Origin of the sequence: Pseudomonas sp. Pseusp3 (genome assembly GCF_047304225.1) — a bacterium.
Classification (GTDB): domain Bacteria; phylum Pseudomonadota; class Gammaproteobacteria; order Pseudomonadales; family Pseudomonadaceae; genus Aquipseudomonas; species Aquipseudomonas fluorescens_CD.
The window spans coordinates 12,995-26,337 of sequence record NZ_JBGLYV010000004.1 but is presented as its reverse complement, the minus strand read 5'-3'; the positions used below and the strand labels follow the sequence as shown (position 1 = coordinate 26,337).

General features: G+C 58.5%; 13 protein-coding genes, 1 tRNA gene and 2 pseudogenes. 11 read left to right on the top strand and 5 right to left on the bottom strand.

Annotated features, from left to right (window positions below):
- Positions 1 to 112: 112 nt before the first annotated feature.
- The 5 genes and pseudogenes from pnp to ACCD00_RS02380 form a co-directional block, all read left to right on the top strand.
- Positions 113 to 2,218 carry a polyribonucleotide nucleotidyltransferase gene (pnp, locus tag ACCD00_RS02400; RefSeq protein WP_008018779.1) on the top strand — a complete coding sequence of 702 codons (2,106 nt, stop codon included), beginning with the start codon at positions 113 to 115 and terminating at the stop codon, positions 2,216 to 2,218.
- Positions 2,219 to 2,358: 140 nt separating this feature from the next.
- Positions 2,359 to 2,434, top strand: a tRNA-Thr gene (locus ACCD00_RS02395).
- 182 nt (positions 2,435 to 2,616) lie between these two features.
- A complete protein-coding gene (locus ACCD00_RS02390; RefSeq protein WP_413421597.1) occupies positions 2,617 to 2,817 on the top strand; it encodes an Arm DNA-binding domain-containing protein in 201 nt (66 codons plus the stop codon).
- Positions 2,792 to 3,010: a hypothetical protein gene (locus ACCD00_RS02385; RefSeq protein ID WP_413421743.1), complete on the top strand. Its 219-nt coding sequence runs from the start codon at positions 2,792 to 2,794 to the stop codon at positions 3,008 to 3,010. Before ACCD00_RS02390 ends, ACCD00_RS02385 begins: the two co-directional genes overlap by 26 nt.
- Positions 2,979 to 3,215, top strand: a pseudogene (locus ACCD00_RS02380) (integrase); the annotation flags it as partial. The gene ACCD00_RS02385 and the pseudogene ACCD00_RS02380, both read left to right, overlap by 32 nt.
- A 338-nt stretch (positions 3,216 to 3,553) precedes the next feature.
- Here the strand turns inward: ACCD00_RS02380 and ACCD00_RS02375 are convergent.
- Together ACCD00_RS02375 and ACCD00_RS02370 are read right to left on the bottom strand one after the other, a co-directional pair.
- Positions 3,554 to 4,321: a sterol desaturase family protein gene (locus tag ACCD00_RS02375; RefSeq protein WP_413421595.1), complete on the bottom strand. Its 768-nt coding sequence runs from the start codon at positions 4,319 to 4,321 to the stop codon at positions 3,554 to 3,556.
- Positions 4,322 to 4,922: 601 nt separating this feature from the next.
- Positions 4,923 to 5,429 carry a hypothetical protein gene (locus ACCD00_RS02370; RefSeq protein ID WP_413421593.1) on the bottom strand — a complete coding sequence of 169 codons (507 nt, stop codon included), beginning with the start codon at positions 5,427 to 5,429 and terminating at the stop codon, positions 4,923 to 4,925.
- Positions 5,430 to 5,731: 302 nt separating this feature from the next.
- Between ACCD00_RS02370 and ACCD00_RS02365 the strand changes: the two genes are divergently transcribed.
- Positions 5,732 to 6,037 carry a DUF6388 family protein gene (locus ACCD00_RS02365; protein WP_413421591.1) on the top strand — a complete coding sequence of 102 codons (306 nt, stop codon included), beginning with the start codon at positions 5,732 to 5,734 and terminating at the stop codon, positions 6,035 to 6,037.
- A gap of 130 nt (positions 6,038 to 6,167) precedes the next feature.
- On the opposite strand, the gene nadC is transcribed toward ACCD00_RS02365, so the two are convergent.
- Positions 6,168 to 7,016, bottom strand: a complete 849-nt coding sequence (gene nadC / locus ACCD00_RS02360) for a carboxylating nicotinate-nucleotide diphosphorylase (protein ID WP_413421589.1) — start codon at positions 7,014 to 7,016, stop codon at positions 6,168 to 6,170.
- A gap of 252 nt (positions 7,017 to 7,268) precedes the next feature.
- Here nadC and ampD point away from each other — a divergent pair, with 252 nt between their 5' ends.
- The 5 genes and pseudogenes from ampD to ACCD00_RS02335 all read left to right on the top strand — a co-directional run bounded on the left by ampD (position 7,269) and on the right by ACCD00_RS02335 (position 11,455).
- Positions 7,269 to 7,829, top strand: a complete 561-nt coding sequence (ampD, locus tag ACCD00_RS02355; protein ID WP_413421587.1) for a 1,6-anhydro-N-acetylmuramyl-L-alanine amidase AmpD — start codon at positions 7,269 to 7,271, stop codon at positions 7,827 to 7,829.
- Positions 7,826 to 8,662: a regulatory signaling modulator protein AmpE gene (gene ampE, locus ACCD00_RS02350; RefSeq protein WP_413421585.1), complete on the top strand. Its 837-nt coding sequence runs from the start codon at positions 7,826 to 7,828 to the stop codon at positions 8,660 to 8,662. The genes ampD and ampE overlap by 4 nt, the downstream gene beginning before the upstream one ends.
- A 224-nt stretch (positions 8,663 to 8,886) precedes the next feature.
- A pseudogene (locus ACCD00_RS02345) lies at positions 8,887 to 9,978 on the top strand (methyl-accepting chemotaxis protein); the annotation flags it as partial.
- Entirely contained in the window at positions 9,955 to 10,884 is a 930-nt protein-coding gene (locus tag ACCD00_RS02340) for a methyl-accepting chemotaxis protein (protein ID WP_413421735.1), read from the top strand. The pseudogene ACCD00_RS02345 and the gene ACCD00_RS02340, both read left to right, overlap by 24 nt.
- A gap of 181 nt (positions 10,885 to 11,065) precedes the next feature.
- Positions 11,066 to 11,455 (top strand): hypothetical protein, encoded by a 390-nt coding sequence (locus tag ACCD00_RS02335; RefSeq protein ID WP_413421583.1) that lies wholly within the window; start codon positions 11,066 to 11,068, stop codon positions 11,453 to 11,455.
- Here the strand turns inward: ACCD00_RS02335 and ACCD00_RS02330 are convergent, their stop codons facing one another.
- On the bottom strand, positions 11,456 to 12,232 hold the full coding sequence (locus ACCD00_RS02330) for a TatD family hydrolase (protein ID WP_413421581.1): 777 nt from the start codon (positions 12,230 to 12,232) through the stop codon (positions 11,456 to 11,458).
- Between the two features lie 3 nt (positions 12,233 to 12,235).
- The gene (cra, locus tag ACCD00_RS02325; RefSeq protein ID WP_413421579.1) at positions 12,236 to 13,231 is read right to left on the bottom strand and encodes a catabolite repressor/activator; all 996 of its coding nucleotides are present in this window, start codon (positions 13,229 to 13,231) and stop codon (positions 12,236 to 12,238) included.
- Positions 13,232 to 13,343: the final 112 nt, after the last annotated feature.

Below are 13,343 nucleotides of genomic sequence, written 5' to 3'. Positions count from 1 at the left end.
GCTTTACCTGTGTGAGTGTACTCCGGACAACCGGTCGGGCCGATTCCCGGCGTTGCCCAAGAATTTCGCAAGAAACCAGTTCCCCCAAGAGCCACAAAGAAGGTAGGACACCGTGAACCCGGTAATTAAAAAATTCCAGTTCGGTCAGTCGACCGTTACCCTCGAGACTGGCCGTATCGCCCGTCAGGCCTCCGGCGCAGTATTGGTCACCGTTGACGACGACGTCAGCGTATTGGTGACCGTAGTCGGTGCCAAGCAAGCCGATCCAGGCAAGGGCTTCTTCCCTCTGTCTGTTCACTACCAGGAAAAGACTTACGCTGCCGGCAAGATCCCTGGCGGTTTCTTCAAGCGCGAAGGCCGTCCTTCCGAGAAAGAAACCCTGACTTCCCGACTGATCGACCGTCCGATCCGTCCGCTGTTCCCAGAAGGCTTCATGAACGAAGTGCAGGTTGTCTGCACCGTCGTTTCCACCAGCAAGAAGACCGATCCGGACATCGCTGCGATGATCGGTACCTCGGCTGCCCTGGCCATCTCCGGCATTCCGTTCGATGGCCCGATCGGCGCTGCACGCGTTGCCTTCCACGAAAGCACCGGCTACCTGCTGAACCCGACTTACGAGCAACTGGCTGCTTCGAGCCTGGACATGGTCGTCGCCGGTACTTCGGAAGCCGTTCTGATGGTTGAATCGGAAGCCAAAGAGCTGACCGAAGACCAGATGCTGGGCGCCGTACTGTTCGCCCACGACGAGTTCCAGGCCGTGATCCAGGCCGTCAAGGAGCTGGCTGCCGAAGCTGCCAAGCCAACCTGGACCTGGGCTCCACAAGCCGAAGCCACCGAACTGCTGGGCGCCATCCGTGCCGAGTTCGGCGAAGCGATCTCCCAGGCTTACACCATCACCGTCAAGGCCGACCGTTACGCTCGCCTGGGCGAGTTGAAGGATCAGGTCGTTGCCAAACTGTCCGGTGAAGAAGGCCAGCCTTCCGCTGCCGACGTCAAAGCGGCTTTCGGCGAAATCGAATACCGCACCGTTCGCGAAAACATCGTAAACGGCAAGCCACGTATCGACGGTCGCGACACTCGCACCGTGCGTCCGCTGAACATCGAAGTCGGCGTTCTGCCAAAAACCCACGGTTCGGCCCTGTTCACCCGTGGCGAAACCCAGGCTCTGGTAGTCGCGACGCTGGGCACCGCCCGTGACGCACAGCTGCTGGACACCCTGGAAGGCGAGAAAAAAGACCCGTTCATGCTGCACTACAACTTCCCTCCGTTCTCGGTGGGCGAGTGTGGTCGCATGGGTGGCGCTGGTCGTCGCGAAATCGGTCACGGCCGTCTGGCCCGTCGTTCGGTTCAGGCCATGCTGCCTGCCGCTGACGTGTTCCCGTACACCATCCGTGTCGTGTCGGAAATCACCGAATCCAACGGTTCGAGCTCGATGGCTTCCGTTTGCGGTGCTTCCCTGGCCCTGATGGACGCCGGTGTGCCGATGAAGGCGCCGGTTGCCGGTATCGCCATGGGTCTGGTTAAAGAAGGTGAGAAATTCGCCGTCCTGACCGACATCCTGGGTGACGAAGACCACCTGGGCGACATGGACTTCAAGGTAGCCGGTACCGCCAAAGGCGTCACCGCGCTGCAGATGGACATCAAGATCAAGGGCATCACCGAAGAGATCATGGAAATCGCTCTGGGCCAAGCCCTGGAAGCGCGCCTGAACATCCTCGGCCAGATGAACCAGATCATTGGCCAGTCGCGTACCGAACTGTCGGCCAACGCTCCGACCATGATCGCGATGAAGATCGACACCGACAAGATCCGTGATGTCATCGGTAAAGGCGGCGCGACCATTCGTGCGATCTGCGAAGAGACCAAGGCTTCGATCGACATCGAAGACGACGGTTCGATCAAGATCTTCGGCGAAACCAAGGAAGCGGCTGAAGCAGCACGTCAGCGCGTTCTGGGTATCACCGCTGAAGCCGAAATCGGCAAGATCTACGTGGGCAAGGTTGAGCGCATCGTCGACTTCGGCGCATTCGTCAACATCCTGCCGGGCAAGGACGGTCTGGTTCACATCTCCATGCTGAGCGATGCTCGCGTTGAGAAAGTGACCGACATCCTGAAAGAAGGCCAGGAAGTGGAAGTGCTGGTACTGGACGTGGACAACCGCGGCCGTATCAAACTGTCCATCAAGGACGTGGCAGCGGCCAAGGCTTCGGGCGTTTAATCACGCTCCACGCCTGACTGCTTCAACGTTGTAAAAAAATGCCCCGCCGTGAAAACGGTGGGGCATTTTTTTGTTTGTAGATCACAGAGATGATTGGCAACGTTGCCGGAGCCGAAACTCAGTGCTAGGTTTAGCCCACAGCCCGTGTAGCTCAGCCGGTAGAGCAGCGCACTCGTAACGCGAAGGTCGCAGGTTCGATTCCTGTCTCGGGCACCAATAGTATGATTTCAGAGGTTCCCGTAAACACCTGAAACCTAGAGAAACCGGCCTTATAGCCGGTTTTTTTGTGTCTGAATATCCTCGTATGTTCCTGTACAGCCCCAAGATTTAGGTATATATCGGTTCGATATCGAGGCGTATACCTATGGCGCGCACCGTCCCCCCCTTACCGACCCCAAGTGCGAGGCCGCCAAGCCCCGCACAAAGGACTACACCCTGTTCGACGGGCAAGGGCTTTTTTGCTTGTAAAGGCTACCGGCACCAAGGTCTGGCGCTTCAAGTATAAAAAGCCAAGCGGTAAGCCCGGTCTGGCTACGTTCGGCAACTACCCGGCCCTCAATCTGAAAGCCGCCCGTGCACGTCGAGTTGCTGGCACATAACCAAGACCCCATCGAGAGCGCTAAGCAAGCAAAGATCGAGGCGGCCAGTGAAGCGGGGCATACCTTTGAGACGGTGGCCCGGGAATGGCACGCCAGCATGGCCGGCAAATGGTCGAAGTACCACGCGGTCAGGGTGCTGAAAGAGATTGAGGTCGATCTTTTCTCTGGTCGAGTCCGGCCTATGGTCGCGTGACGCGATTGAACGGCAAATGAGCCACCAAGAGTGCAACGGCGTGCGCGCGGCCTGTATCCACAAGGCTGAGCACTTGGAAGAGCGCCGACTGATGATGACGTGGTGGGCTGAGTACTTGGACGCCAACCGGGAAAAGCACATCACGCCCTATGATTTTGCACATCAGGACATTGAAGAGGGCATTGTGATGGCGCGGGGGGTGTAAATGGCTGAGTCAGGGACTGATCGCTGGAAGGCTGTGCCTGACGAGGATGATCCTCGGAAGCTTGTCTTGGCATGGGACCCTTCTGCAAACGATGATCTGGACGAGCTTTTCGCTCGGGTAAGGGATAGGACTTCGTCGAAAGAGGACCATGCTTTTTTTGATTTTTCGATGCTCGATCGCTTCATTAGCCGGGTTTACAGGGGCGAACAGGTCGAGCCTTGGATACTCCAGTGGATGGCGGATACTTTTACAAAGTATTGATGGGCGTCTATCCAGATATCAGCCTTAAGGACGTCCGCGAACCGTGCGCCGTCGTGTTCGCCTGTACCTGATCCGTGTTACTTCGTCCGGGCGGGCCAGATGATCGCATCGATCAGGCCGGACGGCGGTTTCTTGTTGTCGAGTCCGGTGGGTGGAAACTCCCCCGCGCGCGGCTGACGGTAGGTGCCGAACAGCACGTCGAAGATCGGAAACAGCCCTGCGAAATTGCAGTCGTAGTGCTCAGGCAGTGCCGAGTGGTGAATGCGATGATATTGCGGCGAGTTCAGAGCGAACGACATGCGGCCGAAGCCAATTCGGATATTCATGTGGGAGAACACGTTGTAGAAGCTGATGGCCGCGTATAGGCCGACGATGGCGGAATTTGCTTTGAAGATCACCCCGGTCAGCATGTAGATCGTCAGCATCTTAATCCCGTATTCAGCCCAATGATGCCGGCTGGTAGTGGTTGCGTTTAGCGCCGTATCGCTGTGGTGGAACGAATGCATGGCCCACATCACCGGAAACCGATGCTGCGCACGATGGAATAGGTACTCCATGAAGTCGAGCGTGAAAGCATAAAGCAGAAAGCCGAACAGTAGCCCCCAACCAGTGCTCGGCAGATCGATCCAACCACCACCTGCAGCATTGACGGCGACAACGGTGGCAGCGGAGACAAACGGAACAATTGCGGCCTGCGCCAAGGCGTACAACAGCGTGTAGACCAGATTAAAGCCAACCGACCTTAATGGTTGCACCTGGGCTGGATTGATGCGCTCGATGAGAAGGGCGATCACGAAGATGGCCAACAGCGGGAGGGTACCGAGTAAGGTGGCTTTAATGTCCATATTGATCTGCTCTTCTCAACGTAGTGTCTTACGAACAGCGGTGTTTGGTATTTTTTTGTATTATCGACCTGGCCGCTTCTTGTCCTTAGTCACCACATCAACCATCCGCTTCGGCGATTTTTTATGATAGTAGCCCATGACCACTCCACAACAAGCCGCCGCGACGCTTCATCGACTGGAAGGGTAGATTAAAACTCTGGAGCCTTCGCCTCAAAGACCGGCCCCTGTCCGTTTCAACCATAAATTCATGGTTTTTTGGAAAATAGCCGTCTTGGGCGAGCATGAGGAAGTGCCGGGAGGTGGGGCGTCAAAAGTTTGAGCGTTCGCAGTATCGGCCGCTGCGGCCAAACTATTTTTCCATCTCTTCAAAACGTGCATTCCTAACCACCATCCCTAAACGGGGAGAGCAATGATGGTCACAATCGCCACCCGGCGACGGCAAAACGGGGGAGGGCGTCGGCATTGGCGACCGACTGGAGGCGGAAAAAATAAGGGTACTTCCCGTTTTAGGTATACATGGCGAGCTTAATAATATTGAGGTCCAGCAATTAAGTGGTCTTTAGATAGTATGTTCGACCCCTGTCTCGCCCGATCCCCTCGGTTATTTCACCTTTCTGCTCAAGTCCTCGACGGTACGCTTGAGGTTATCGAGTTCGCGGTCCTGATCGCTGACTTCCCGCTTCAGGCTGGAAATCTCACTGCTGTTTGAACTGGAGCTGGAGCCGCTGTTGCGTTTGAGTTCTTCAACCTGCTTGCCGAGGTTGTTGATGTCGCGCTCCTGTTCGGCCACCGTGCGCTTGAGTTCGTCGATTTCCTTGCTGCTGGAGCTTGAGCTGGAACCGCTGCTGCGCTTGAGCTCTTCGATCTGCCGGGTCTGATTGTTGATCGTCTCCTGCATTTCTTTCAGATCGTCGACGCTGTATTCGCTTCTGATGAGTACCTCTTTGCCGTATTCATTGTGAACGACCGTGAACCTGTCGCCAGAGGACGTGTAGCCGCTACTCAATTCAACACTGGCCAGTGCGGTTCCCGGCAGCGCCAGGGCCCCCAGCAAGGTTGTCATCACCGTTGCGGACAGAACAGACGAAAACTTCGAAAAGCTGTGCATCACTGAGGTTCCTTGTGAAGTGCCGACATGGCACATTGCTATGACTCTGAATATGAATTTATGTTCCAGTCGCCATCAACACATCGTGTGCACAACTTTTTGCAGGGAGATGTAAAGAGTCGTGTAAATCGTCCGACAAACATCCTATATTCGGAGCCTGCATGAGCTTCGCCCAGCAGTTTTCAGATGATCCCGAATGGTTCTGAAGGCCAGACAGACCGGACTACAAGCGGTTCTTCTGCGTCAGAGAGATCCTTGATGATCCAGATCCATCTTCCATTCCCCAGATCAGCGAGAACAACATGACCGTTAAAGAGATGACCCAGGAAGCCCGACACGAAGAAGCGCTGAAGAAGTACGTGCTGGATGCTCCCGAACTGATGGACGAGATCAAGGACTTGAGTCCCGATGATCAGAAAGACCAGATTCAATGGGCGTTCGAGGATGAGGCGGAAGCCCAGGGCTTGCAGCCGTGGGAGTTGACGCTCAAGTACACCACCACCCCGGAAGAGTACGAGGTTGAGCGCCTGAAGCTGCATAAAGAAGCGGCCGAAGTGCTGGGCGTCGAGTGGGAAGAGTACTGCGAGATGAACAATCTGGTGGTTTGACACTCATGCAGGAGCGAGCTTGCTCGCGATGGACTAAAGAACGCCGCGTGCATCCAGGAAACACGCGTCATCGTTAACGACCATCGCGAGCAAGCTCGCTCCTGCAGTTTGGCAACTCACATACGTGTGATCAGAGACTCAGGCGCATCGACAGATCGACCGCCTTCACATCCTTGGTCATTGCACCGATCGAAATGTAATCCACTCCGGTCTGTGCAATCGGCAGCAACGTACTTTCGTTGATCCCGCCGCTGGCCTCCAGTTTGGCTTTGCCGGCATTCAGGCGCACGGCTTCGCGCATGTCGTCCAGGCTCAGTTCGTCGAGCATGATGATGTCGGCACCGGCTGCCAGCGCTTCTTTCAGTTCATCCAGGCTTTCCACTTCAATCTCGACCGGTTTGCCCGGCGCGATCTTGTGCGCGGCGGCAATCGCCTGCGCGATGCCGCCGCTGGCGGCGATGTGGTTTTCCTTGATCAGGAAGGCGTCATACAGGCCGATGCGGTGGTTGTGGCAACCGCCGCAGGTCACTGCGTACTTTTGCGCCAGGCGCAGCCCCGGCAGCGTTTTGCGGGTGTCGAGCAGTTTGACCTGAGTCTCGGCCACGAAGTCTGCCAGGTATTGCGCGCGGGTCGCTACGCCGGAGAGCAATTGCAGGAAGTTCAGGGCGCTGCGTTCGCCGGTCAGCAGTGAGCGCGCAGGGCCTTCGAGGTGGAACAGCACCTGATTGGGCGTCACCCGTTCGCCGTCGGCAACTTGCCAGTGCACCGCCACTCGCGGATCGAGCTGCCGAAACACCGCATCGACCCAGGCGGTGCCGCTGATGACGGCTGCGTCGCGGGTAATGATGGTGGCTTTGGCCAGGCGTTCGGCCGGGATCAACTGCGCGGTGATGTCGCCGCTGCCGATGTCTTCACGCAACGCACGGCGCACGTTGGCTTCGATTTCGGCGGTCAGATCGGCGAGACGTAGATTCGGCATAACGGACTCCACAAACAAAGTGGCTCGATTATAGGGCCATGTCAGCGACCAACCCAAGGCATCAGCGCGTTACGTTGGCGCTGGTGCCTGCATTTGGTCGAAACCCTGGCGTTGTCGGCGTTGGCCGTCGATTCCGAACAAGCGCCTGTTTCAGATCGGCAACCTCAAGCGCCTTAAACGCGGCAAGTGATCGCGCCGCGATGGATTATCGCGGCATACTGTGCCAACACAGTCGACGTTGAAGGAGTCGGTATGCAGTTGGACCCCGCGAGCGGTTGGTGTCAGGGTGTGCGTTTATGCCCTTCACCCAACTTCAATGCGCGCCCCGAGGGCGAGATTTCCCTGCTGGTGATCCACAACATCAGTCTGCCGCCCGCGCAATTTCAGACCGGCAAGGTGCAGGAATTTTTCCAGAATCGTCTGGATGTCACGGAACATCCCTACTTTGCAGGGATCGCCGACCTGCGAGTATCTGCGCACTTTCTGATTGAACGTGACGGCACCGTCACTCAGTTTGTCTCTTGTCTTGAGCGCGCCTGGCACGCCGGCGTCTCGTGTTTCGAGGGGCGGGAAACCTGTAACGATTTTTCCGTAGGCATCGAACTGGAAGGTACGGATGATCTGCCGTTCACCGATGCCCAATATGAGACGTTGACGGCCCTGACCCGGCAGCTGCAAAGCGCCTTCACGGGCATTACCGCACAACGCATCTGCGGGCATAGCGACATTGCCCCTGGGCGCAAAACCGATCCGGGGCCGGCGTTCGACTGGGCACGCTATCGGGCCGCACTGGCAAAAGAGGAAGGACGATGAGTTTTCTGGTGTTGCTGTTGGCAGTGTGGATCGAGAAGTTTTCGGCCTTGCGCCATCGCGTTCAGCGCGATAGTGGATGGACACACAAGCTGAACAGGCTTGAGGCCAGCCCGCGACTTTCGGACCGGCCATGGCTGGTGTTGTCGGTGATGGTCTTGTTGCCGGTGGCGTTGCTGGGTTTGCTGCTGGTCATCATCGAGCCGGTGGCCTACGGCTTGCTGGCGTTGCCGATCCATTTGCTGGTGGTGATCTACAGCCTGGGGCGCGGTGATCTGCTGGGCGACCTCGGGCCGTTCCGCGATGCCTGGCGTCGGGAGGACCTGCAAGCCGCGGCCCATGTCGCCAAGCGCGACCTGGATATCTGCGCGGACAGTGGCGAGCAACTGCTGGAACAGGTCGAAGGGCATTTGCTGTGGGAGGCGTACCACAGCTTTTTCGCGGTGATTTTCTGGTACTTCCTGCTGGGGCCGGTCGCGGCGCTGAGCTATCGGCTGCTGGCGCTGGCCGAAGAGCACGGGAAAAGTCCTGCGGTGGTCGAACGCGCCGGGCAACTGCGTCATGCCTTCGACTGGGTGCCGGTGCGCCTGCTGGCGGCGAGCCTGGCGTTGGTCGGCAATTTTGTCGCGGTCAGTCGGGTCATGTTGCATGAGCTGCTGAACTGGAACATCAGCGCCGCGCAATTGATCGAGAAAATCGGGCTGGTGGCCGGTGAAATTCCGGCACCGGTGGCTGGCGCAGAAGGTATCAACAACCTGGACCGTATCTGGGAACTGCTGCTGCGTGCTGCGGTGCTCTGGTATGCCGGGTTTGCGCTGTGGACGGTCCTGTCATAGCGCTGTAGTCAGAGCAGTCTCCCCTCGCAACAGGGTGATCACTTGTCCGAAGTGCATCGCCCTGTCGTTAACCTTAAGTTACAAAACCTCCTGCCGATTTAAGTTATACAGAGATAGCGCCGAATAGTGGCTATCTGCTCCCGGTCTGCGCCTGCCAATAAAAAAAATAAAAAACTGAAGGGAGACATCCAGTGAAGAGCTTGCTCTATCCCGCTGTCGCACTGATGAATCGCCTGAGCTTCGGCATGAAGTTCAGCCTGATCAGCGTACTGTTCCTGGTGCCGATGCTGGTGACCAACTTCTATCTGGTGCGTGACTCCTACCGCGAATTCCAGGGCACGCGCATCGAACTGCAAAGTCTCGACCTGTTGGGCAGCAGCCTGACGTTACGGCGCGATCTGGAAACCCTGAACAACCTGGTACAGATCAATGTCAGCCTCGGCCAATCCGGCAAGGCCGGCAATGTCGAATCGAAAATCAGCGCCCTTGAGCAGAGTATTCTGACTCGCTTGCAAGGGCTGACGGCGATGACCAGCGATCCGGAGCAGGTCGCGGTGTTTGATGGCAAGCGCGATGAAATGGTCGCCGCATTCAAGGCCCAGCAAACGGAAACCTCCCTTCAAAGCAAAAGCGCCTTGATTGGCAAGCTGGTGGGGAGCGCGCAGGTTTTCAGCCAGCTCATCACCAGCCAGGCGGGCTTGAGTCGCGACAACCAGAGCGACATGCGCCAGTTGAGCGAACTCGTCACCCTCGTCACGCCACGCGTCACCCAGATTCTGGGTGAAGGTCGGGCAATGGGCTCTTATTCGTTGGGGCAGGGGTTCATCAACTCGGCTTCGAGCACCCGTTTCGATGAATTGCTGGCGCAGATTGAAAAGCTCCAGGCCGAGTATGGCTTGAAGTTGCAGGATGCCCTGGGTTCCAGCAGAGCCGCACGCGATACCTTGGCCGCTCAGGCCGATAGCAGCCGGGCATCCTTGAAGAAAGCCAGCGAGCTGTTCGAAGAACAAGTGGTCATGGCCGACACCCTCGATGCGCCGTGGCAGGGTTTTTACGATCAAGTCAGCGCCCTGATGGACCAGACTTACCAACTCAACGAAGCGACCCTGAAGTATCTGGGCCCGCAGTTGCAGCAACGCCTGGAACAGAACCGCACGCACATGGTCTTGCAGGCGGTGGCGTTATCGGTCGTGTTCGTGTTGATCTTCTATCTCTACGGCGCTTTCTATGCCTCGACCCGCACCACGCTCAAGCGCCTGGGGGCGGTGATGGACAAGGTGGCGGCGGGGGACATGACCGTGACCTTCAGCGCCCACAGCCGCGATGAGCTGGGGGAGTTGGGCGAGGTGTTCAACGGTACGGTGAAAAAAATCCATGACCTGATCGAGCGGGTGGGGCAGACCGTCAGCGAAGTCGAGCGTCAGGCCGGGCAAGTGGAAAACGTTTCCGCGCAAAGCAACCAGGCCGTTGCCGGGCAGCGCACGCAGATCGAACAGGTGGCCACGGCCATGAACCAGATGTCGGCCACGTCCCAGGAAGTGGCGCGCAGCGCCGCGGCGGCGGTGAGCAGTGCCCACAGTGTCAACGATGAGACCATCAGCGGTCGCGGTCTGGTGGAGTCGCAGCAAGGCAGCATTGCCGCGCTGGCCAGCGAGATCGATCAATCGGTGCTGGTGATCAATCAACTGGCCAGCGACAGCCAGTCCATCAGCCGCGTGCTCGAAGTGATCAAGAGCATCGCCGAACAGACCAACCTGCTGGCGCTCAATGCCGCCATCGAGGCGGCTCGGGCTGGTGAGCAGGGCCGTGGTTTCGCCGTGGTGGCCGATGAAGTCCGGACCCTGGCCAAACGGACCCAGCAATCGACCGAAGAAATCGAGCAGATGATCGCCAAGCTCCATGGCGGTGTCGGCGCGGCGGTCAAGGCCATGGGCACCAGCCATGAAATGGCCAACGGCACGGTGGGGCAATCGGAGAAGGTCCAGCAGGCGCTGGAAAACATTCTGGGAGCGGTCGGCATGATCGTCGACCAGAACCAGCAGATTGCCGCCGCGGTGGAGCAGCAAACTGCCGTGGCCCACGACATCGACCAGAACATCGTCGAGATCAATCGCGCCGGCGAGCGCACCGCTGAAGGCGCACACCAGACCGAAGATGCCAGCCGGGCGTTGTCGGCTCAGGTCGTGGAGTTGAAACAGTTGATCAGTGCATTCCGGGTCTGAAAGACTGCCCGGAAACCCTGTAGGATCAAGCCCGCTCCCACAGGTTTGGTGTACTGTCAGAATGTTTTGTAATACTTTTCCCCTTTCCAGGTGGGACTCATCCTGATTCTCTCCGTGCGCTGGTTTTTGGATTTCAATCAAGGAAGATCTACGCCGCTTAGCGCAAGGAGGAAAACCGGTCATGTCTGTTGCGACAACAGGAGTCCAGGGGCGCTGTGCGCATTGTCAGCGCACATTGCGGCTTCAACCCTGGCAACTCAATGCCATTGCGATCAATGAAGCGTTTGCCTGTGCCCACTGCCAGAAACACCTTCAGTTACGTTGCCCGGAACAGATCAGGCGCTTCAAATCGCTCGACTCTTTTTCGCTGTTGCGCGCCAGCCTGCGGATGATGGTCTGCACCGCCTTGCTGGTGGCGTTGGTGATGGAGTGGCTGGGGATGCTCAGCGTCATCGAACAGCTGAATGCTTCGCTGATTGCCATATTCGTGTATTTCGCGGTGGTCCGTTACTTCCGCAGGCGCCAGCACCTGACGCTGATCCTGGAAGCCGCCAGGGCTCACGCCGACTGATTACCAGCCGAACACTTCGCAGCTGTTGGCGGTGCTGGCAGCCGCCAGTTGTTCCGGGCTGATTGCCATCCATTGCGCCAGTGCCGCGCAGATCGCCGGCAAGTGTGCCGGGCTGTTGCGCTGGCCGGGGAACATGGCGGGTGCCATGTCCGGCGAGTCGGTTTCAAGCACCACCGAGTCCAGCGGTAACTGCGCCAGCACGCGGTGCATGCGCAGGGCCTGGGGCCAGGTCGGGGCGCCGCCAAGGCCAAGCTTGAAACCGAGCTTGATGTATTCGCGAGCCTCTTCCTGGCTGCCGGCGAAGGCGTGGATGATGCCGGCCCGTTTCAGGCGAAACCGTTTGAGCGTGGCAATCACCGCCGCATGGCTACGCCGTGCATGGATCAATGCCGGCAGATCGAAATCCGCCGCCAGTTGCAATTGCGCCTCGAACAACGCCTGCTGACGGTCGCGATCCAGGGTTTCGATGAAGTAATCCAGGCCGATCTCGCCCACCGCACACAGTTGCCGATGGCCAGCCAGGCGTGTCAGCCAGTCACCGAGTTCGCTCAGGTGTTGCGGTCGATGATCGTCCAGATACACCGGGTGCAACCCGAACGCGGCGTGCAGGTCGGGGTCGCTCTGCACCAGCTCCCAGACCCGCTGCCAATTGGCCTGATAAACCCCCAGCACCACGATCCGCCGTACCCCGAGGGCGCGGCTGTCGGCCAGCAGCGCCTGGCGGTCGGCGTCGAAGTCCGGAAAATCCAGATGGGTGTGGGTGTCGATCAGCTCCACGGTTCAATCCTGGCGAATACGCTGCTTGAACGTCCGCGCGATGGCTTGTACGCCGGGCCGGTAATCCGACTGCTCGATGGCGGCCACGGCCAGCGCGAGGGCCTTGTCGGCGATCAGTTGATGTTGCTGGGCCATGGCGTTGACCGGTAGTGGCAGGAAGTCCAGCAACTGGGTGTCGCCGAACGTGCCGAGGCGCAGCGGACGGTTTTTCAGCGGGAAGTCGTGCAGCGCATCGAACACGCCCTGCAGCAGCACGTAGGATGTGGTCACCAGGGCATCGGGTAAATGGCCCAGACGCTGCAGCAACTCTTCCATCAATTGTTTACCGCACTCGCGGCTGAAGGACTCACCTTCTTCGATCAGCACCTCACCGTTGAACCCGGCGAGAGCCTCTTTGAAGCCAGCGGCACGCTCCCGGCTGATGCTCAGCTCCGGGCGGGCGCCGATCAGCGCGATCTGCCTGGGCAGCGGCTCCAGCAGGCTGCGGGTCAGTTGCAGGCTGGCCTCGCGGTCGTCGCTGATCACCGAACAGAAATGCTCGGGCTCCATGACCCGGTCGATGGCGATGATCGGGATGCCCTTGGCCTGCAATTGGCGATAGCTGTCGTCGCCGGCCGGCAGGCAGCTGGCAACGATCAGTGCGTCGCAACGCCGGGCGCGGAACAGTTGCAGCAATTGCCGTTCGCTGTCCGGTGCATCGTCGGAACTGGCGATCAGCAACTGATAACCCCGGGCTCGCGCGCCTTGCTCCAGCAACTTGGCGATTCGCGCGTAACTGGGGTTTTCCAGATCCGGCAGAATGAATCCCAATGTGCGCGTGTGTCGGCTGCGCAAACCGGCGGCCTGTGGGTTGGGCGTGAAGCCATGTTGTTCGACGACCGCACGCACGCGTTCGACAGTGGCGCTGCTGATGCGCTGTTGTTCGGCCTTGCCATTGATGACATAGCTGGCGGTGGTGACGGACACACCGGCCAACTGGGCGATATCACTGAGTTTCAACCCGCTGTTTCCTTGTTTTTTCGAGATTGCCTCGACATTTTCGTCAATCCTAACCGATTAAGGCAGGTGACCATTGTCGCAACGCATCCGACAAGTTGAGCTTCAAGGATGG